Here is a 19,576-nt window from a genome sequence, read left to right as displayed (position 1 = left end):
CTCCTTGATAGCCCGCCATCGATATGCGCTCACGCAAACGCCATCTGGATGGCGTGCTCCTGCTCGACAAGCCTTCCGGCCCCAGTTCCAACGCAGCCTTGCAGCAGGTGAAATGGCTCTACCGTGCCCACAAGGCTGGTCACACGGGCAGCCTGGACCCACTGGCGGGCGGCCTGCTGCCTATCTGCTTCGGCGAAGCGACCAAGCTCAGCAGCTATCTGCTCACCGGCGACAAGGGTTATCGCGCGATTGCGCGTTTGGGCCAGCGCACCGACACCCTGGATGCCGAAGGCCGACTGCTGGCCGAAGCGCCCATCGATGAGATCGATACAGTCCACATTGAAACCGCGCTGATCGGGTTCCGCGGCCACATCCGCCAGATCCCGCCGATGTACTCGGCGCTGAAGCGCGGCGGCGAGAGCTTGTATGCGCTGGCGCGACAGGGCCTGGAGGTAGAACGCGAGCCGCGCCAGGTTCATATCGACCGGCTGGAGCTGGTCGACTACACGCCGCCCTTCCTGGTGCTCGACGTCGATTGCTCCTCCGGCACCTACATCCGCACACTGGTCGACGACATCGGTCAGGTCTTGGGCTGTGGTGCCCACGTGCATGCGCTGCGGCGAACCTGGGCCGAGCCCTTTCGCGACCCGGAAATGGTCGAGTTGAGCGCACTGGAGGCCCGGAACGGGCAATTCGCTGCTCTGGACGCATGCTTGTTGCCGTTGGAGTCGATGGTAAGCGCCCTGCCCCGAGCTACCATAGACGGGCCCGACCTGCAGCGTTTTGCCCATGGCAACCCGGTACGCCACGTCGGCGCTCCGGTCTCCCAGGCCATCGCCGTACATGATTCACTGGGACAACTGCTGGGCATGGCCCGCTGCGCCGACGGCGAGACCTTGAAGGCGGTGCGGGTACTCAACCGATCGACGTCCTGACAGGCAAGCGAATGGTCATCGTCGAGAATCACTCGCCTGAACCACCTGGAGAAATGCACACGTGGCCAAACGCAGAGTACTGATCACCGGGGCGTCCGCTGGCATTGGTGCCGCCTGCGCGCGCGAATGGGCTTCGCGCGGTTGGGACCTGCTGCTGGTGGCGCGCCGCCTGGAACCCATGCGCGAACTGGCTCGCGAGTTGGAGACCGCTCATGGCACCTCGGTCGAGGTGATGAGCGCAGATCTCGCCGACCCCGCTGCGCCGGCCACGTTGTGGGCCGATATCCAGGCTGCCGGACTGCAGATCGACGGCCTGATCAACAATGCCGGTTACGGCGTGCCCGGCTCCTTTCTGTCGGTGCCCTGGAGCACGCATGCCGACTTCCTCAGGGTGCTGTTGTGGGCACCCACGGAACTGACCCATCTGCTGTTGCCGGCCATGCAGGCCCGGGGCTATGGCCGTATTGTCAACGTGGCGTCCCTCGCCGGTCTGGTCCCGGGAACCGCCGGACACACACTCTACGGCGGGACCAAGAGCTATCTGATCCGGTTTTCGCAGTCGCTGGCGCAGGAAGTGCGCAGCAAGGGTGTCCATGTCACGGCGCTTTGCCCGGGCTTCACCTACAGCGAGTTCCATGACGTCAACGGCATGCGCCCTGCAGTCTCGCAGATGCCCCGATTCCTTTGGATGGATGCGGCCACGGTGGCGCGCGAAGCCTTCGACGCCGTCGAGGTCGGAAAGATGATCCATGTCAACGGCCGCATCAACCGCGGACTCGCCCTGCTGGCGCGGCTGTTGCCTCAGCGCTTGGCTCTGGCCCTGATGGGCGGCCAGTCGCGCCGATTCCGACGCCAATGATCGTCACATTTGTGTTTCATTCAGGTTGACCCGCGGCTGGCCAGCGAATAGACTCTTGTTCGCTGTGCGTAGCGTCGAGACAGGCGTGCGCTCAACTCGCCCTCACAAGAAAGAAATGGATCCCGCCATGAAGAATTCCTTGATTTCTGCTGCCCTGCTGCTGCTCGTTTCCGGCGCGGTCTCCGCGCAATCGGCCAACGACGCTGGAATCGCTGTTTCCGGCGGCGGTCGTTCGCTCACCGGCCCGGTCGTCCCGTCGGGTCCCGGCCTGACCTGCGCGCCAGCCGGCCCGGTTGTGTCCACTTTCACCGGCGGCACCACGCAGTCCGGCCGTATCTTCCGCGACGGCATCGCCAGCACCTGCGCCGGCAAGGCCTATCCCGGCATCTTCAACCCCGGCACCACGTACAACTACGAAACCTTCACCTACGGCAACACCGGCGCCACCCCGTCCTGCGTGACGATCAACTTCGATCCGGATGCGGGCGCCACCCCCTGCGGCACCAACGCACACGCCAGCGCCTACGCCGGCAGCTATGACCCGGCCAACCAGGGAACCAACTTCCTGGGTGATGTTGGCTCCAGCGTGGCCCAGCCGTTCGCATTCACGATTCCTGCCGGACAGCAGCTGGTGCTGGCCGTGACCAACACGGCTAACGCCGCAGTATGTACCTTCGCCTTCGAAGTGGTCGACCTCCCGTGCGTGATTGCTCCGCCGGTGCCGGCTCCGGTGAACTCGCCGCTGGCCATGATCCTGCTGGGTCTGGCGCTGGCCGGTCTGGGTGGTCTGGTGGTTGCTCGCCGCAGCTGATCCAAGGTCACATCGGTTGAATCAGAAGCCGCCTTCGGGCGGCTTCTGCGTTTGCGGGGTCCGCAGGCGGATCCAGATCCTGAATCCGCCTGCGCCCGGCGTTTACCAATGGCAATGCCGAGCCATTTCCCCGCGACCTCCGGAACCCGGCGGGCTAAACTTGCGCCCTTGCCTTCAAACGGATGACGCCAGCGATGACCTACCCTGCCCAGACCCGATTTGCTGCCGAACTGGCCGAGATCGAGCAGCAAGGCCTGTACAAGCGCGAACGCATCATCGCCACCCCGCAATCGGCGGAAATCGAGCTGGCCGACGGGCGCAAGATGCTCAATTTCTGCGCCAACAACTATCTTGGGCTGGCCGACCATCCAGAGGTCATCGCCGCCGCCAAGGACGCGCTCGACAGTCATGGCTTCGGGGTCGCCTCGGTGCGCTTCATCTGCGGCACCCAGGATCTGCACAAGCAGCTGGAACGCACCATTTCCGAGTTCTTCGGCACCGAGGACACCATCCTTTACGCCGCCTGCTTCGATGCCAACGGTGGCCTGTTCGAGCCCCTGCTGGGGCCTGAAGACGCGATCATTTCCGACGCTCTGAACCATGCCTCGATCATCGATGGCGTGCGCCTGTGCAAGGCCCAGCGTTATCGCTATGCCAATGGCGACATGGCCGACCTGGAGCAGCAGCTGCAGGCTGCGGCCTCGGCACGCACGCGGATGATCACCAGCGACGGCGTGTTCAGCATGGACGGTGCCATTGCTCCGCTCGATCAGCTGACCGCTCTGGCGCGCAAGTACGATGCGCTGGTGCATATCGACGAGTGCCATGCCACCGGCTTCCTCGGCGCGACGGGCCGCGGCACCGCCGAGTTCCACGGGGTCATGGACCAGATCGACGTCTATACCTCGACCCTGGGCAAAGCCCTGGGCGGCGGCCTCGGCGGCTTCACCACCGGCCGCCAGGAGATCATCGATCTGCTGCGCCAGCGCTCCCGCCCCTATCTGTTTTCGAATTCACTGACGCCCTCGATCGTGGCTGCCAGCATCAAGGTCTTCGAACTGCTGACCCGCGCCGACGATCTGCGGGTCAAGCTGATGGAGAACACCCGCTATTTCCGCGAGCGCATGAGCGCGGCCGGATTCGATCTCAAGCCCGGCCAGCATCCGATCACTCCGGTGATGCTGCATGATGCCAAGCTGGCGCAGGATTTTGCTGCAAAGCTGCTGGATCACGGGATCTACGTGATCGGCTTCTTCTTCCCGGTGGTACCCAAGGGCCAGGCCCGCATCCGCGTGCAGCTGTCGGCGGCACATGAACGCGAGCACCTGGACCGCGCCATTGCCGCCTTCACCGCGGTGGGACGCGAACTGGGCGTGATCGGGTAGCGGCACGGGGCACGGAGTTGTCGGTTGTCGGTTGTCGGTTGTCGGTTGTCGGTTGTCGGTTGTCGGTTGTCGGTTGGAGCTTGCTCTGGCGCAGGCCAGGAAGCCCGCTGGCTACCGCTGCACTGTGGGAGCGGACGCCGTCCGCTAACGCATCCTGCCCAGGCTGAAATCAGCGTCATTTCGAGCCACCTGTTTCGGCCCGAAACTGCTCACGAGCCATGAACCACCGGCGTCATTGCGGGCGCACCGAAGCATTCCAGCAGCGGCTCACACCATCACGACGCCGTTCGCCTGCCAAAGCTTCGGTGCATCCAAGCGACCACACGCTTGCGTACCGTCTGTACGATGCGCCCTAATTGGGGATTGCATCCCGATCGGAGTCCAGCCATGAGTGAGCATCACGCCGCGATTCGCTTCACCCACAGCAGCGGCAGTTTTGCCGACAAGAGTTTTTCGCGCGATCACCAATGGCTGTTCAAGGGTGATCAGACCCTGCTGGCCTCTTCGGCCCCGGACTTCAACGGCAATGCGGCGGCGGTCGATCCCGAAGATGCCTTCACGGCGTCTCTCGCCTCATGTCATATGCTGACCTTTCTGGCGATTGCGGCGGTCAAGGGTTTTGAAGTGCGCTCCTACGCCGACGATGCCGTCGGCACCCTGGACAAGAATGCCGAAGGCCGCATGAGCATGGTCAAGGTGGTGTTGCGTCCACGCGTGGTCTTTGGCGATCGGCAGCCCAGTCGCGAGGAACTTGCCGGATTGCATGAGCGTGCCCACAAGGCCTGCTTCATCGCCAACTCGGTCAAGACCGAGGTCACGGTAGAGCCCCAGACAGACTGACAGGAAGTGCTGATGAGTCATGAACACTCCGTTGCCAATCCCGCCTTGCAGGCCGCCCAGCTGGAACAGGCCGTGGCTGATGGCCTGCAGCACGCGCGCCGCCGTGTGGGCGAGGCCGCGCTGCAGATGGAGCGAGGCGTCGGCGAGGCCATGGACAGCGCCCGCGCCCAGATGGGCCATGCCGCAGAACGCGTCGAAGGCGTCATCGACGATACTGTCAGCCGAACGCGCGGACTCTGGACCCGTGCCTGGGTGGCGCTGGTGCGCTGGTTCGATACCAGCGCAGCCTTGCCCGTGGACGCCGCAGCGGCAGATCGCATTGACTGGTTGCGGGTGATTCCCTTCATCGGCTTGCATCTGGCCTGTATCGGCGTTTTCTGGGTGGGTTTCAGCTGGTTTGCGTTGGGCACGGCAATCGTCCTGTACCTGATCCGCATGTTTGCCATCACCGGCTTCTACCACCGCTACTTTTCCCATCGCGCCTTCAAGACTTCCAGGCCACTGCAGTTCCTGTTCGGGATGATCGGCGCCAGCTCGGTACAGCGCGGTCCGCTGTGGTGGGCCGCCCATCATCGCCATCACCATCGTCATTCAGACCAACCCGGCGATCTGCATTCTCCGGTGCAGCACGGCTTCTGGCGCAGCCACATGGGCTGGTTCATGACGCCGCGGGCCTTCGGCATCGATTTCAAGGTGATTCCGGATCTGGCCAAATTTCCGGAGCTGCGCTTCCTCGACCGCTTCGACATCCTGGTACCGGTGCTGCTGGCGGCGCTGCTGATGTGGATCGGAAACCTGCTGGAGCACCACGCGCCGGGCTTGGGCACCAACGGTCCGCAGTTGTTGATCTGGGGCTTCTTCGTCTCCACCGTGGTGCTGTTCCATGCCACGGTCACGATCAACTCGCTGGCGCATGTCTGGGGCAAGCGCCGCTACCAGACCCGTGACGACAGCCGCAACAACTTCTGGCTGGCGCTGATCACGCTCGGCGAGGGCTGGCACAACAATCACCACCATTATCCGGCCTCGGTGCGTCAGGGCTTCTACTGGTGGGAACTGGATCTCACCTGGTACGCGCTCAAGCTGATGAGCTGGTGCGGCCTGGTATGGCAACTGAAACCCGTGCCGGCGCGCATCCGCGATGCCCGCAGCCGTCGACCGGGCGGCTGACACCATGCGCATTGCCATCATCGGATCCGGCATCGCTGGCCTGGGTGCCGCCTACCTGCTCGCCCGCGAACACGAGGTCGTGGTCTACGAGGCCGAGGATCGGCTGGGCGGACACACCCATACCCACGACATTGACGGGGGCTCAGGCAAGATCAGCATCGACACCGGCTTCATTGTCTTCAATCCGGATCACTATCCGCTGCTGACACGCCTGTTCGCCGAACTCGGGGTCGAATCGCAGCCGACGACCATGAGCTTTGCGGTCAAGAACGAGCTCAGCGGACTCGAATACAACGCCACCAATCTGAATCGGTTGTTCTGCCAGCGCAGCAACCTGCTGAGCCCGCCGTTCTGGCGCATGGTGCTCGACATCCTGCGCTTCTACCGCGAGTCGCCAGCGCTGCTGCGCGATCCCGGTCCCGGGCCTTCGCTCGGGGAGTATCTGCGAGAGCACGGCTATGGCAGGCTGTTCATCGAGGATCATCTGCTGCCGATGGCATCGGCGTTGTGGTCCTCGCCCACAGCCACCATCCTCGATTTTCCGGCCAGGTACCTGGTGCAGTTCATGGCCAACCACCAGATGCTGGATGCCGGCAATCGGCCCCCTTGGCGCGTGGTCAAGGGCGGTTCGGCCCGCTATCTGGACAAGCTGGTGCCGGCCATCCGCGGCGAATTCCGCACCGGCGCCGCGGTGCGTCGGGTGGAACGCAGCGAGAACGGCGTGCGTGTATTCAGCCAGGGCGATGAATCGACCTTCGATCAGGTGGTGTTCGCCTGCCACAGCGATCAGGCCCTGGCCATGCTCGACGATCCCAGCGACAGCGAGCGCGAGATCCTCGGCGCCATCAAGTTCCAGCGCAATGACACCGTGCTCCACACCGACGCGAGCCTGCTGCCGAAACGTCGAGCTGCGTGGGCGGCCTGGAATGCACTCAAGCTCAAGCCGGTACCGGGGGCGGCCGAGGCGCCGGCCTGCACGGTCAGCTATTGCATGAACCTGTTGCAGAGCCTGAGTTGCAGCACGCCTTACATCGTCACCTTGAATGCCACCCAGCGCATTGCGCCGGAGCGGATTCTGGCGCGCATGGACTATGCGCATCCGGTCTACACCCACGCCTCGGTGGCTGCGCAGGGCCGCTGGTCCGAGATCAACGGCCTGCGCCGCAGCTGGTATTGCGGCGCCTACTGGGGCTGGGGCTTTCACGAAGACGGCTTGCGCAGTGGCGTGCGCGTTGCCAGCGCGCTTGGTTGTCGCTGGGACTAGCGATGAGCGCCAGCGCACTGTACCTGGGCCACGTCCGGCATCGGCGCAGCCGACCGCATCCACACGGATTCCGCTACCGCATGGCGCAGCTGTATGTGGATCTGGATGAACTCCCGCAGCTGCTGCGCGGCCGTTGGCTGTGGTCGCTGGAGCGGCGCAACATCGCCAGCTTCCGGCGCAGCGACTATCTGGGCGATCCGAAGCAACCGCTCAAGGAAGCCGTTTACGACCGCGTCGAGCAGGCCACGGGGGCGCGTCCGTGCGGCCCGGTGCGGCTGCTCGCGCACTGGCGCTTCTTCGGCTATTGCTTCAATCCGGTCAGCTTCTACTACTGCTTCGAGCCGGACGGCCAAACCCTGCTGGCGATCGTTGCCGAGATCACCAACACGCCCTGGGGCGAACGCTTTGCCTATGTGCTGCCGGCAGCCGAGGCCGCCCGTCATGGCACCGCGCAGCGCGTTCATGCGTGGAGTTTCGACAAGGCTTTCCACGTGTCGCCCTTCCTGCCCATGCAGATGCACTATGACTGGCGTTTCGAGCCGCCGGGCGCGGATCTGCGCGTGCACATGAATGTGGCCGACGAGGCCGGCAAGATCTTCGATGCCACGCTGGTGATGCAAAGACGACCGCTTGATGGCGCCGCGCTCACGAAGTTTCTGTTGAACTACCCATGGATCACCGCCCAGGTTGCCTGGAAGATCTACTGGAATGCGCTGTTGCTGAGGCTGAAACGCACCCCCTTCTTCGCTCACCCCAAAACCTCCTGAGGTGCCGTGCTGATGACTGACAACACCCTGGATGCCGGATACACGGCCACCGCCACAGCGCCTACCGACATCACCGGCCCCTTCTTCAAGCGCCGCCTGCTGGGTGAGTTGACCCGCCTTGACCACGGCCATCTCAGCCTGATCGATGGCAATGAACGCTATGAGTTCGGCGCGGTGAACGCCGCCGCTGGACCACGCGCCACCGTCCGCGTGCACCATCCGGAGGTCTATCGGCAGATGGCGCTGGGCGGCAGCGTCGGCAGTGCCGAGGCCTACATGGATGGCGCCTGGGACTGCGATGATCTGGTGGCGCTGATCCGCATCCTGGTGCGCAATCGCGAGGTGCTCGACAACATGGAGGGCGGCATGGCGCGCCTGGCCACCTCGGCGCTGCGCCTGTGGCACACGCTCAGACGCAACACCCGCGACGGCAGCCGCCGCAACATTGCCGCGCACTACGATCTGGGCAACGAATTCTTCGAGTTGTTTCTGGATCCCTCGCTGATGTACTCGAGTGCGATCTATCTCAACGAGTCGGAGAGCCTGGAGACGGCCCAGCAGCGCCGACTGCAGCGCATCTGCCAGAAGCTGGATCTGCAACCCGGCCAGCGGCTGGTGGAGATCGGCACCGGCTGGGGTGGCTTTGCCATCCACGCCGCCCGGCATCACGGCGTCCACGTCACCACCACCACCATTTCCCAGCGCCAGCATGATCTGGCGCGCGAACGCATCGACCGCGCCGGACTGGGTGATCGCATCACCTTGTTGCTGGAGGACTACCGCGATCTCAAGGGCCGCTATGACAAACTGGTGTCGATCGAGATGATCGAAGCCATCGGCCACCAGTATCTGGATACCTATTTCGCCAAGGTCTCCGGTCTGCTGGAGAATCATGGCAGCGCCCTGATTCAGGCCATCACCATCGAGGATCACCGCTATCAACGGGCGTTGACCGATATCGATTTCATCAAGCGCTACATCTTCCCGGGCAGCTTCATTCCCTCGAACGCGGCCATGCTCGGTGCCGTCGCCCGCAGCTCCGATCTGCGGCTGACCCATCTGGAAGACATTGGACCGAGCTATGCGCTGACCTTGCGCGCCTGGCGCCAACGTTTCCAGGCGGCACTGCCCGAAGTCAGGAAGCAAGGCTACTCGGAGGCTTTCATCCGCATGTGGAACTACTATCTGTGCTACTGCGAGGGCGGCTTTCTGGAGCGCTCCATTAGCGACGTCCATCTGCTGCTGTCCAAGCCGCAGAACCGACGACCGCAGTTCCTCCCCGATCTGAATCCGGAAATCTGATGAACATCGTACTCAATCTGGTGCTGTTCCAGATCGGCTGGGTGGTCACGGTGTTCGGTGCCGGCCACGACGCCTGGTGGGCCGGGCCGCTCTCGCTGCTGATCTTGGCTGCGATCACCTTCAAGTTGACGCCCTGGCCGCGAACCGACATGGCCCTGGTCTGCGTGGCCTGCCTGGTCGGGTTGATTGTCGACAGCGCCTATGTGCAATTCGGGCTGCTGCGCTTCGCCGAGCCGGTCCCCTTCGACGGACTGGCGCCAATCTGGATTCTGGGCATGTGGATGAGCTTTGCGCTGACCCTCAACCACTCCATGCGAGTGTTCAAGCCGCACCTTGGCCTGGCAGCACTGTTCGGACTGATCGGCGGTCCAGTGGCCTATTACGTGGCCGGCAGCAAATTTGCGGCGGTCGAGATGCTGGCCTCGCCCTGGCTGGTCTATGGTGCGATTGCCGTGGTCTGGGGCCTGCTCACCCCGCTGCTGTTGATGCTGGCGTCCAGCTGGGTGCCCAAACTTGACCCGGCCACACCGCGGCTGTCATGAACGAGCTGCTTCTGCACCTGGGCATCGCCTGGATGACCTCGGCCTTGGCCATGAGCGCGGTCTGGTACATCCAGAAACGCACCGCCAATGCCGGCTTTGTGGATGTCGCCTGGGCCGCGCTGCTGGGAGTGGCGGCCCTTTACTACGGCGCAGTGGCGGATGGTGCACTGCTGCCGCGGCTGGTGGTCGCGCTGCTGGCTGCCACCTGGGGCTTCCGCCTTGCCCTGCACCTGCTGCATCGGGTGCTCAATGAGGAAGAGGACGGTCGCTATGCCCATCTGCGCGCGCATTGGCAGGGCCATCAGGGCAAGTTCTTCCTGTTCTTCCAGGCCCAGGCACTGGCTGTCGCCCTGTTCTCGCTCCCTTTCCTGGTAGCGGCCAGCAACCCGGTGCCGGAGTTGACCGCCACCATCACGCTGGGTATCTGCGTGTGGCTGGCCAGTCTGGTCGGTGAATCCATCGCCGACCTGCAGCTGGCCCGCTTCCGTTCCAATCCGCGCAACCGCGGAAAAACCTGTCGCGACGGTCTGTGGCGTTACTCACGTCATCCCAACTACTTCTTCGAATGGCTGCACTGGTTTGCCTATGTTTGTCTGGCCTGGGGCTCACCCTGGTTCGTGCTCAGCCTGATCGGCCCGGCGCTGATGCTGGTATCGCTGTGCTGGGTCAGCGGCATCCCCTTCGTCGAAGCCCAGTCGCTGCGCTCCCGCGGCGACGACTATCGCGAGTATCAGCGCACTACCAGCATGCTGATTCCGTGGTTTCCGAAGAACAGTGAAAAGTAAAATGTAAAACGTCAATGCTGTGCGCGCTTCGATTGACGTTTCACGTTTCACCTTTGACCCATCTCTTCCCTTCCTCTGACCTTCACGCAAGTACCCATGTCCCTCATCTCCCTCTGCGAACGCGGCTTCATTCCTGATGCTCTGACCCGGGTCGGCATTCGCCGGCTCAATGCGCAGAGGTTGCGCGAGGAGTACGCCGGTGACTGGTATAAGCGCTTCCGCTCGCGCATCGACGGCTTGCGCAGCAGTCCGATCGCGATCGAAACCCGGGCCGCCAACGAGCAGCATTACGAGTTGCCGCCGCCCTTCTTCCTGCGCTGCCTGGGCAAACGCCTGAAGTATTCGAGCTGCTACTACAAGACTGGTAGCGAAAGCCTGGATCAGGCCGAGGAAGCCATGCTCGGCCTGTACAACGAGCGCGCCGAACTGGTCGACGGTCAGAGCATTCTGGAACTGGGCTGCGGCTGGGGCTCACTGACGCTGTGGATGGCCGAGCAGTTTCCGAACTCGCAGATCACGGCGGTGTCGAATTCGGCACCGCAACGCGAGTTCATCGAAGAACGCTGTCGCGAGCGCGGTTTCAACAACGTGCGCATCATCACCTGCGACGTCAATCAGCTGAAGCTGGATCCGAACAGCTTCGATCGCTGTGTCTCGATCGAGATGTTCGAGCACATGCGCAACTACGAAATCCTGCTGGGGCGCATCGCCTCCTGGCTGAAGCCGGGCGGCAAGCTGTTCGTGCACATCTTCGTCCATCGCGAAGTCATGTATCCCTTCGAGATCGAGGGCGAGGACAACTGGATGGGCCGCTATTTCTTCACCGGTGGCCTGATGCCGGCCGCTGACACGCTGCTGTACTTCCAGAAGGACCTCTGCCTGGAACAGCAGTGGCGCGTGAACGGTCGCCACTACCAGCAGACCAGCGAACACTGGCTGGCCAATACCGATGCGCATCGCGGCGAGATCCTGGATCTGTTCCGCGCCACCTATGGCGCCGATCAGGCCGCCGTCTGGTTGCAGCGCTGGCGCATGTTCTACCTCGCCTGCGCCGAGTTGTTCGGCTACGCCGGGGGCGAGCAGTGGCTGGTCGGGCACTATCGCTTCGTGCGCCGCTGATGCCGCAGCCCACTGGATTTATGTTGGTGGCGATGGCATACGGAGCATCCTGATCGATCGCCGGGAGCCGGCCATGAGCGCTGCATCGCACATTCCGCTGCCGGACTACCGCGAATATCCGCCCGCCGAAATGCAGGCCCGTGCCGATGAATTCGCGGCCGATCTGGCGCGGCGGCGCACGGTGCGCGAATTCTCCGACCGGCCGGTGCCGCGCAGCATCATAGAAGCCTGTCTGCGCGCGGCCGGCACCGCCCCCAGCGGCGCCAATCAACAGCCCTGGCGCTTCGTCGCCGTGGCCGACGCCGAGCTCAAGCACCGAATCCGCGAGGCCGCCGAGGCCGAGGAGCGCGCCTTCTACGAGCACCGCGCCCCGGCGCAGTGGCTGCAGGCGCTGTCGGCCATCGGCACGGATGCAAACAAGCCCTTTCTGGAGATAGCGCCCTGGCTGATCGGCATCTTCTACGAGCGCTTCGCCTTCAACGAGCAGGGCGAGAAGGTCAAGCGCTACTACCCGCATGAATCGGTGGGTATTGCCACCGGCATGCTGATCGCGGCCCTGCACCGCGCCGGTCTGGCCACGCTCACGCACACACCGAGTCCGATGGGCTTTCTCGGTGAGATCCTGGGCCGACCGAACAACGAGATGGCCTATCTGCTACTGGTGGTCGGCTACCCGGCCGAAGGTGCGCAGGTGCCGGCCATCGAGCGGCTACCGCTCACGGCCTACGCGCAGTTCAAATAGACCTTGTCCATCCTCGGCCATCTGTGTCTGCTGCTGGCGGCGCTGGTCTATCTGATCCCCTGGTTGGGACTGCAGCTGGGCCAGGCCCGGGGCAATGATGCCGGCGCCGGGCTGCTGTGGGCCTCGGTGTGGTTCGGGCTACCAATGGGTGCATTGCTGACGGGCGCATGGATGGTCGTGGTCACGCGAGGCGGCATGGACTGGCTGGCACGCGAACGCGGGCTGCAGTATCTGGCGATCCTGTTGGCTGGTTTGGGTTTCACGGTGGTCGTGACCATGGCCTCGGCGCTCAGGCTGGAACCATCCAGCCAGATTCCCTGGGCAATGCGTCCGCTGGTGCCATGGGCAGCCTGGGTCTTGCCTGCAGCCCTGATCCTTGCGGCAGCGCTGGCACTCAATGGACTCAGCCATGCTGCCGCCCAGGCATCGGTGCGCGGGATCTGGCTGACCACCACGGCACTGTCGGCGCTGGTGGCACTGGGCCTGGTGATGGAAATGGCGCAATCACAGCAAGTCCAGCGCCAGCAGCAGCTGCAGCAGCAGTCGGCGGAACAGGACCGGCGCGATCAGCAGACCCATGACGAAGTCGCCCGGATGCGCCTGCCGGACCATCTGTCGCAGCTGCTCAACCACAGCAATGTCTACGAGAATCCAGCCGTGCGCGCCCTGGCCTTGCAGAAACTCGCCGAGCATCCTGATCTGACCGCCGCCGTGGCCCGGGAGTTGACCCGCGGCCGTGCCTACGAGGCCGTCATCTATCTGCAGGGCAATGATCCCCCGCACCCGGAGCAGCTGGATCAGGCCATCGCCATCGGGATCGAGCGGATCGCTGCCGAACTGGCCTTGGACATCGAGCGCACGCACACGCTCTACGCCGAACAAGGAGAAACCGAAGTCCTGCGAATCCTGGATGTGCTCAAGCGCTATCCACGCGGGCACAGCGACTATCGCCCGGCGATGCGCCGATTGCGTGCGGCGCTGGACGACCCGCGCCAGAATCAGGTACCGCTGAAGGCGCGTGCGCTGCTCGACCGATGGCTGGCAGCCCATCGGGGCTGATTCGGCGCTCTGGAGACATTCGCCAATCACCGCGACGGTCGCAACACCGCGGCCCGTAGCCGGCCGCACGCGCAACATGACCGACGACCGGGGTTACCCGGAATCCGCCGCGCACACACGCGCACCGCGAGCCTCTATGCTCTCCTCCCCGCTCTGATCCCGTTGTCGCTGATCCTGCATGTCGGACCCGTCGCCCCTGATTCCGGAACACACGCCGCTGATGCGTCAGTATCTGGCGCTGAAGGCGCAGCAGCCGGATTTGCTGCTGCTGTTCCGCATGGGCGACTTCTACGAGGTTTTCTACGACGATGCCCGTCGAGCCTCCAGCCTGCTCGAAATCACGCTGACCCAACGCGGACAGTCCGCTGGCCAGCCGATCCCGATGGCCGGCATCCCGGTGCACGCGCTCGATGGCTATCTGGCCAAACTGATCAAGCTCGGCGAGGCGGTCGCCATCGCCGAGCAGATCGGCGATCCCAAGGAAGCCAAGGGACTGGTCGAACGCCAGATCACGCGCATCGTCACTCCCGGCACCGTCGTCGATGACGCCCTGCTCGAACAGCGCCGCGACAATCTGTTGCTGGCGGTGGCGGTGGGAGGCCGAGGGCACGAGGGCACGAGGGCGCGAGGGCACGAAACGGTGGAGAAACCGCGCGTTGCGCTCGAAACCTCGGCAAGCCCCTCGTCCCCAGACTCGGCTCTTGCCTGCCCTCCTGCCCTCGCGCCCTCGTGCCCTCGCCTCGGCCTGGCCTGGCTAGATCTGGGCTCCGGCCGCATCCGCCTCAGCGAAATCGAGGCCTCGGCGCTGCCATCGGAAATCGCGCGACTGGCGCCTGCCGAATCCCTGTTCCCGGAGGATCTGAATCCGCCGGAGGGCTGCGAGGCCGGACTGGTCCGCCATCTGGCGCCCTGGCACTTTGATGCCGACGCTGGCCGCCGCGCCCTGACGTCGCAATTTGCCGTGCGCGATCTCAGCGGCTTTGGCTGCGATCACCTGGGGCCGGCTCTGGGCGCGGCCGGGGCGCTGCTGCAATACGTGCGCGACACGCAAAAAGCCGCCCTGCCCCGCCTTGCCAGCCTGTCGCTGGAACAGGGCGAGGATTCGCTGCATCTGGACGCCGCCACCCGGCGCCACCTGGAAATCGAGGAACATCCCTCCGGCCGTCGCGAACATACGCTGGTCGGCATTCTCGACCGCTGCCTGACGCCCATGGGTGCGCGTCTGCTCAGGCGTTGGCTGGCGCGGCCACTGCGCGACCACGTCGAGCTGCGACGACGCCAGGATGCGATCGAATCAGTGCGCAATCTGGCACTGATGGAGCCCCTGCGCGAGGCGCTGACGCCGCTGGGCGACGTCGAACGCATGCTGGGCCGCCTGGCGCTGGGTTCGGCCCGACCGCGCGATCTCTCCGGCCTGCGCGATGCGCTGGGGGCCTGTCCGGCTATCGCCGGCATTGCCGAGCAGGGAACACCCAGCGCGCTGATCGAGTGGGCCCAGGCCTTGCGCGGTCTGGATGACACCCATGCGCTGCTGCTGCGCGCGATCGTGGCCGAGCCACCGGTGATCATGCGCGATGGCGGTGCGATTGCGCCCGGCTTTGACGCCGAACTGGACGAGCTGCGGGCACTGTCAGCCGGCGCCGACGAATATCTGGTGGACCTGGAACGACGCGAGCGCGAGGCCACCGGCATCAGCAACCTGCGCGTGGCCTACAACAAGGTGCACGGCTTTTATCTGGAAGTCACGCGCTCGCACCTGGATAGGGTGCCGCCGCGCTGGTCGCGGCGACAGACCCTGAAGGGCGCCGAACGCTACATCACCGAGGAATTGAAGACCTACGAGGACAAGGTGCTCGGCAGCCGCGAGCGCGCGCTGATGCGCGAGCGCGGGCTCTACGAGGAACTGATCGCGACACTGCAGACCCAGCTCGACACCTTGCGCGCGGCAGCCGATGCGCTGGCCCATCTGGATGTGGTGGCGGCGCTGGCCGATGGCGCCGAGCGCTGGAACTGGGTGCGTCCGGCCCTGTGCGCCGAACGCGTGCTGAAGATCGAGAACGGCCGCCATCCGGTGGTCGAGATCGTGCGCCGCGAGCCCTTCGAGCCCAATGATCTGGATCTGCACGACGATCGCCGCATGCTGGTGATCACCGGTCCGAACATGGGTGGCAAGAGCACTTACATGCGCCAGAATGCTCTGATCGTGCTGCTGGCACATATCGGCAGTTGCGTGCCGGCGAGCAGCGCCCGCATCGGGCCGATCGATCGCATTTTCACCCGCATCGGTGCCGGCGACGACCTGGCCCGCGGACAATCGACCTTCATGGTCGAGATGAGCGAGACCGCCCGTATCCTGCACAACGCCAGCGAGCACTCGCTGGTGCTGATGGACGAAATCGGTCGCGGCACCAGCACCTACGATGGTTTGGCCATCGCCCGCGCCTGCGCCATCGAACTGGCCGAGCGCAATCGCGCCTACACCCTGTTCGCCACTCATTATTTCGAGCTGACCGAACTCGCCGACGAGTGCGAGGGTGTGGCCAACGTGCATCTGGACGCGGTCGAGCACAGCCACGCCCTGGTGTTCCTGCATGCGGTCAAGGCCGGCCCGGCCAATCGCAGCTTCGGTCTGCAGGTGGCAGCGCTGGCCGGGTTGCCCGGCAGCGTGCTCAAGCGCGCCGAGGCGGTGCTGCGGGGGCTGGAAGAAGGGGCACGGGGCGCAGCGCCGATGGTCGGGACCGGGGACCTGGGACCCGGGACCCGGGAGAGCCGCGCCGCCACTGCAGCGCCAAAACCGGCGCAGTTCGATCTGTTTGCGGCGCCGTCGCCAGCGCTTGATGCCTTGCGGGAAATCGATCCGGATACGCTGACGCCACGCCAGGCGCTCGATCTGCTGTATCGGCTGAAGTCGCTGGCGGGGTGAAGGGCAAGAAGGCGCGAGGCACGAGGGCACGAGGGCACGAGGGCAAGAGGGCACGAGGGCACGAGGGCACGAAAGATCTCAGAATCACTACTAGCCAAACCCCATGGCGCCCGCACGAACCGCCAAGGGCAAGTCCATTAAAGCCCTGCACACAAAAAATCTGACAGCCCCCAGACTCTCGGCACTTCTGCTTTTCCATGCCCTCTCGCCCTCTCGCCCTCTTGCCCTCTTTCCCTCGAGCCCCTCGTGCCCTCTCGCCCTCGTACCCTCTCGCCCTCTCGCCCTCTCGCCCTCTCGCCCTCTCGCCCTCTTGCCCTCCTGCCCTCCTGCCCTCGCGCCCTCGCAACCCAAAGGCGCAGCCTGCACGCCAATTCAGGTAGCCTTCGCCCGGTTTCTCTGGAGGTCTCTCACAGATGTCGGCTACACGCGCACTGATCTTGTTGCTTGCCGGGGTTTTTCTCGGCTCACTGTGCAGCTTTATTGCTGCTGGCGCCTTGCAACAGCGACATGCCGTGCCCAAGGGCACGATGGCCTTGATGCAATACCACTATTCCCAGGCACGCCAGAACGCGAGCTCCAATCGCTGCGACGGCCCAGCGGCTCTGCACCATGTCGGCCGCTTGCGGATGCTGGCCGAGGACGCCACCCCGATCTTCGCCGCGATCGGCTACGCCGATGCCACCTTCGAGCGTCGTCGCCAGGCCTTCCTGACGGAAGTCGACAAGGGCATTGCTGCCGGGGCTGACTGCGCCGGCATAGGCACGGCCTTGAAACAGATCAACGATGCTTGCGCGGCCTGCCATCACGAGACGCGTTAACGCCAACCAGCGCCGCTGGATACCCAGAAGTTCTCACCAAACATATCGCAAGTACCTGATTGAATGGCACGAGGGCGAGAGGGCACTAGGGCACGAGGGCACGCAAGAGCAAGAGCTCGCGGTAAGGCTGACTTTGCGCGCCCTCGCGCCCTCCAACGTTTGATGCGCGAATGAGCCCATCGCCGGAGGCGAAGGGGAGTCCCACGCCGCTCTTGTTGGCGGTCACGCACGGAGGAATCGGGCGTCATGCAACACCGACGGCGCACTGGGATAGACTTGCCCCAGCCTGATTGACTCGAAATGCGTGCGCAAGAATTCTTCCAACACCGATCGCGCGACCGTCATGGCCGGGCCGGACGGCGAAGCGCTGGACCGGCCACCCCGGCTGATCGTGGTCAGTGGCGTGTTTCTCGGTCAAGAACTGGAACTGGGCGCGGAGCCGGTGATCATCGGGCGCGCCAACGAGGCCACGCTGAGCCTGCAGCATCCCAGCGTGTCACGCAGCCACTGCCGGGTCTGGCGCGAGGGTGAGCGTTTCTTCATCGAGGATCTGGGCTCCACCAACAAGACCTACCTCAACGGCCAGGCGGTGATGCGGGCCGAACTGAGTGACAGTGACCAGATTGGCGTTGGCAACCACGCCCTGAAGTTCTTTCGCGGCGCCAGCGCCGAATCCCGCTATCACCAGGAACTGATCGATCTGGCGGTGCACGATGGCCTGACCGGTTTCTACAACCGGCGACATTTCCGCATGTTGCTGGATGAACATGTCGGCAGGGCCAAAGTCGGCACTGCACTGTCGGTGCTGATCGTCGATCTGGACCATTTCAAGCAGATCAACGATCACTTCGGGCATCTGGTCGGCGATCAGGTCATTGCCAGCGTATCGCAACTGATCCGCGATCTGGCCGGCGTCAATTGTCAGCTCGGGCGGCTGGGCGGCGAGGAATTCGCCGTGGCCATGGCCAACGGCAGCCCGACGCAGGCTCGGGAATTTGCCGAGAGCATTCGCGCCCGGGTGGCCCAGCATCGCTTCGATGTGCACGGCGAACCGCAGCGGATTTCGGCCAGCGTGGGCATCGCCAGTTGGAACGACAGCATGCACACCAGCGCCGACCTGCTGCGCCTCGCCGATGAACGGCTCTACCAGGCCAAGGCCAAAGGACGCAATCGGGTCGAATTCGAGTAAGGCTGTTGAACGAGGGCGAGAGGGCACGCAAAGGCCAACGCAGCGCGAGCTTCGAGCTTCCTCGTGCCCTCGTGCCCTCGTGCCCTCGTGCCCTCGTCTTCAGGTTAGACTTTGCGCTGACCCTTGGATGGAGCGACCCGATGCGCCGTGTTTTGCTGACTTTGTCGTTGTGTGCCTCGTTGCTGTCCACCTCTGCAATGGCCCAGACCAAGCCTGAGGATGCGATCAACTATCGCCGTTCGGCGTACACCGTGTTGCTGTGGAACTGGATGCCGATGAACGCCATGGTGCGCGGCCGGATCGCATTTGACGCCGCCGAATTTGCCCGTCGCGCCGAGCGCGTGGCAGCCCTGGCCCCACAACTGCTGGAAGGATTCCTGGAAGGCTCGCATGAGGGCGCCACTACGGATGCGAAGCCGGCCATCTGGACCCATTTCGACGACTTCAGCGCCAAGATGAAGGATCTGGAGCGCGAAACAGCGGCGCTGGCGAACATCGCCAAGGGTGGAGACGAAGCCGCCATCAAGGAGCAGTTTGCCAAGACCGGTGGTGCCTGCAAGGCCTGCCACGACGAATACAAGGCGGACTGAGCACCCAGGCGCCGCATCCGGCGCCGCCTGCCCGCGCCCGTGACTTCCGACCTGCTTGCCCTACGGTCAATTGGTGTTATAGTTGACTACAACACCAGTGCATCGAACTGGCGAGCACGGAGTACCTCATGGGCAGACGAATCAGCTCGAATCTCATTCTGATCGCGATGATCAGCGCATGCCTGGGCGCCGTTGCCAGTGCCGGCGAACGCAATCCGGGCGCAGACCTGACATTGGCCGCCGCAGCCAGCCTGCCGGAGTCGGCGGAGAGCGTGGCTGCCACGCTGTTGCTGGCCGGTTCGCGCCCGGATCTGGCAGACGTATCGGTCGGCTGGTTTGCTGCGGAATCGAGCCCGCAAGGCAAGTCGATCGCCGAACGCGCCCTGGATGATGCCGCGCACAGCGCCGGCGCGGTCGCCAACGAACTGGAAATGCCCTTCTTCTCCTTCGGCGGCAGCGCGAGCTCGGAGTAAGCC

Annotated in this window: 19 protein-coding genes; all 19 read left to right on the top strand. The window is 64.4% G+C overall.

Going from position 1 to position 19,576, the window contains the following annotated elements; translation table 11 throughout:
• The first annotated feature begins 23 nt into the window (after window positions 1-23).
• The 19 genes from truB (at window position 24) to H7A19_04120 (ending at window position 19,573) form a co-directional block, all read left to right on the top strand.
• Window positions 24-935, top strand: a complete 912-nt coding sequence (gene truB, locus H7A19_04210) for a tRNA pseudouridine(55) synthase TruB (protein MCP5474026.1) — start codon at window positions 24-26, stop codon at window positions 933-935.
• 61 nt (window positions 936-996) lie between these two features.
• The gene (locus tag H7A19_04205) at window positions 997-1,794 is read left to right on the top strand and encodes an SDR family oxidoreductase (GenBank protein ID MCP5474025.1); all 798 of its coding nucleotides are present in this window, start codon (window positions 997-999) and stop codon (window positions 1,792-1,794) included.
• A 127-nt stretch (window positions 1,795-1,921) separates the two neighbouring features.
• Window positions 1,922-2,605, top strand: a complete 684-nt coding sequence (locus H7A19_04200; GenBank protein MCP5474024.1) for a hypothetical protein — start codon at window positions 1,922-1,924, stop codon at window positions 2,603-2,605.
• A gap of 194 nt (window positions 2,606-2,799) precedes the next feature.
• Window positions 2,800-3,990 (top strand): glycine C-acetyltransferase, encoded by a 1,191-nt coding sequence (kbl, locus tag H7A19_04195; protein ID MCP5474023.1) that lies wholly within the window; start codon window positions 2,800-2,802, stop codon window positions 3,988-3,990.
• A gap of 387 nt (window positions 3,991-4,377) precedes the next feature.
• Window positions 4,378-4,830: an OsmC family protein gene (locus H7A19_04190; protein MCP5474022.1), complete on the top strand. Its 453-nt coding sequence runs from the start codon at window positions 4,378-4,380 to the stop codon at window positions 4,828-4,830.
• Window positions 4,831-5,001: 171 nt separating this feature from the next.
• Complete coding sequence (locus H7A19_04185) at window positions 5,002-6,000, top strand: acyl-CoA desaturase (protein ID MCP5474021.1); 999 nt, start codon at window positions 5,002-5,004, stop codon at window positions 5,998-6,000.
• Window positions 6,001-6,004: 4 nt separating this feature from the next.
• Window positions 6,005-7,264 carry an FAD-dependent oxidoreductase gene (locus H7A19_04180; protein ID MCP5474020.1) on the top strand — a complete coding sequence of 420 codons (1,260 nt, stop codon included), beginning with the start codon at window positions 6,005-6,007 and terminating at the stop codon, window positions 7,262-7,264.
• 2 nt (window positions 7,265-7,266) lie between these two features.
• The gene (locus H7A19_04175) at window positions 7,267-8,031 is read left to right on the top strand and encodes a DUF1365 domain-containing protein (GenBank protein MCP5474019.1); all 765 of its coding nucleotides are present in this window, start codon (window positions 7,267-7,269) and stop codon (window positions 8,029-8,031) included.
• A gap of 12 nt (window positions 8,032-8,043) precedes the next feature.
• Window positions 8,044-9,333: a class I SAM-dependent methyltransferase gene (locus H7A19_04170; protein ID MCP5474018.1), complete on the top strand. Its 1,290-nt coding sequence runs from the start codon at window positions 8,044-8,046 to the stop codon at window positions 9,331-9,333.
• Window positions 9,333-9,875 (top strand): DUF2878 domain-containing protein, encoded by a 543-nt coding sequence (locus H7A19_04165; GenBank protein MCP5474017.1) that lies wholly within the window; start codon window positions 9,333-9,335, stop codon window positions 9,873-9,875. Before H7A19_04170 ends, H7A19_04165 begins: the two co-directional genes overlap by 1 nt.
• Entirely contained in the window at window positions 9,872-10,660 is a 789-nt protein-coding gene (locus tag H7A19_04160) for a DUF1295 domain-containing protein (GenBank protein MCP5474016.1), read from the top strand. The genes H7A19_04165 and H7A19_04160 overlap by 4 nt, the downstream gene beginning before the upstream one ends.
• A gap of 96 nt (window positions 10,661-10,756) precedes the next feature.
• Window positions 10,757-11,779, top strand: coding sequence for a class I SAM-dependent methyltransferase (locus H7A19_04155; GenBank protein MCP5474015.1), 1,023 nt, complete (start codon window positions 10,757-10,759; stop codon window positions 11,777-11,779).
• Between the two features lie 73 nt (window positions 11,780-11,852).
• Window positions 11,853-12,521 (top strand): nitroreductase family protein, encoded by a 669-nt coding sequence (locus H7A19_04150; GenBank protein ID MCP5474014.1) that lies wholly within the window; start codon window positions 11,853-11,855, stop codon window positions 12,519-12,521.
• Window positions 12,522-12,524: 3 nt separating this feature from the next.
• The gene (locus H7A19_04145) at window positions 12,525-13,580 is read left to right on the top strand and encodes a hypothetical protein (protein MCP5474013.1); all 1,056 of its coding nucleotides are present in this window, start codon (window positions 12,525-12,527) and stop codon (window positions 13,578-13,580) included.
• 178 nt (window positions 13,581-13,758) lie between these two features.
• The gene (mutS, locus tag H7A19_04140; protein MCP5474012.1) at window positions 13,759-16,503 is read left to right on the top strand and encodes a DNA mismatch repair protein MutS; all 2,745 of its coding nucleotides are present in this window, start codon (window positions 13,759-13,761) and stop codon (window positions 16,501-16,503) included.
• Window positions 16,504-16,916: 413 nt separating this feature from the next.
• The gene (locus H7A19_04135) at window positions 16,917-17,321 is read left to right on the top strand and encodes a hypothetical protein (GenBank protein ID MCP5474011.1); all 405 of its coding nucleotides are present in this window, start codon (window positions 16,917-16,919) and stop codon (window positions 17,319-17,321) included.
• Between the two features lie 304 nt (window positions 17,322-17,625).
• A complete protein-coding gene (locus tag H7A19_04130) occupies window positions 17,626-18,510 on the top strand; it encodes a GGDEF domain-containing protein (protein ID MCP5474010.1) in 885 nt (294 codons plus the stop codon).
• Between the two features lie 140 nt (window positions 18,511-18,650).
• A complete protein-coding gene (locus H7A19_04125) occupies window positions 18,651-19,100 on the top strand; it encodes a cytochrome c (GenBank protein ID MCP5474009.1) in 450 nt (149 codons plus the stop codon).
• Window positions 19,101-19,228: 128 nt separating this feature from the next.
• Window positions 19,229-19,573: a hypothetical protein gene (locus H7A19_04120; protein MCP5474008.1), complete on the top strand. Its 345-nt coding sequence runs from the start codon at window positions 19,229-19,231 to the stop codon at window positions 19,571-19,573.
• Window positions 19,574-19,576 lie beyond the last annotated feature (3 nt).

Source organism: Rhodanobacteraceae bacterium, from assembly GCA_024234055.1.
GTDB lineage: Bacteria > Pseudomonadota > Gammaproteobacteria > Xanthomonadales > SZUA-5 > JADKFD01.
This window is presented reverse-complemented; position numbering and strand designations above follow the sequence as displayed.

Excerpts from the sequence above, each read along its gene's own strand:
- truB (MCP5474026.1), top strand. The coding sequence starts at position 24 with ATGCGCTCACGCAAACGCCATCTGGATGGCGTGCTCCTGCTCGACAAG.
- H7A19_04200 (MCP5474024.1), top strand. The coding sequence starts at position 1,922 with ATGAAGAATTCCTTGATTTCTGCTGCCCTGCTGCTGCTCGTTTCCGGC.
- kbl (MCP5474023.1), top strand. The coding sequence starts at position 2,800 with ATGACCTACCCTGCCCAGACCCGATTTGCTGCCGAACTGGCCGAGATC.
- H7A19_04190 (MCP5474022.1), top strand. The coding sequence starts at position 4,378 with ATGAGTGAGCATCACGCCGCGATTCGCTTCACCCACAGCAGCGGCAGT.
- H7A19_04185 (MCP5474021.1), top strand. The coding sequence starts at position 5,002 with ATGGGCCATGCCGCAGAACGCGTCGAAGGCGTCATCGACGATACTGTC.
- H7A19_04180 (MCP5474020.1), top strand. The coding sequence starts at position 6,005 with ATGCGCATTGCCATCATCGGATCCGGCATCGCTGGCCTGGGTGCCGCC.
- H7A19_04175 (MCP5474019.1), top strand. The coding sequence starts at position 7,267 with ATGAGCGCCAGCGCACTGTACCTGGGCCACGTCCGGCATCGGCGCAGC.
- H7A19_04170 (MCP5474018.1), top strand. The coding sequence starts at position 8,044 with ATGACTGACAACACCCTGGATGCCGGATACACGGCCACCGCCACAGCG.
- H7A19_04165 (MCP5474017.1), top strand. The coding sequence starts at position 9,333 with ATGAACATCGTACTCAATCTGGTGCTGTTCCAGATCGGCTGGGTGGTC.
- H7A19_04160 (MCP5474016.1), top strand. The coding sequence starts at position 9,872 with ATGAACGAGCTGCTTCTGCACCTGGGCATCGCCTGGATGACCTCGGCC.
- H7A19_04155 (MCP5474015.1), top strand. The coding sequence starts at position 10,757 with ATGTCCCTCATCTCCCTCTGCGAACGCGGCTTCATTCCTGATGCTCTG.
- H7A19_04150 (MCP5474014.1), top strand. The coding sequence starts at position 11,853 with ATGAGCGCTGCATCGCACATTCCGCTGCCGGACTACCGCGAATATCCG.
- mutS (MCP5474012.1), top strand. The coding sequence starts at position 13,759 with ATGTCGGACCCGTCGCCCCTGATTCCGGAACACACGCCGCTGATGCGT.
- H7A19_04135 (MCP5474011.1), top strand. The coding sequence starts at position 16,917 with ATGTCGGCTACACGCGCACTGATCTTGTTGCTTGCCGGGGTTTTTCTC.
- H7A19_04125 (MCP5474009.1), top strand. The coding sequence starts at position 18,651 with ATGCGCCGTGTTTTGCTGACTTTGTCGTTGTGTGCCTCGTTGCTGTCC.
- H7A19_04120 (MCP5474008.1), top strand. The coding sequence starts at position 19,229 with ATGGGCAGACGAATCAGCTCGAATCTCATTCTGATCGCGATGATCAGC.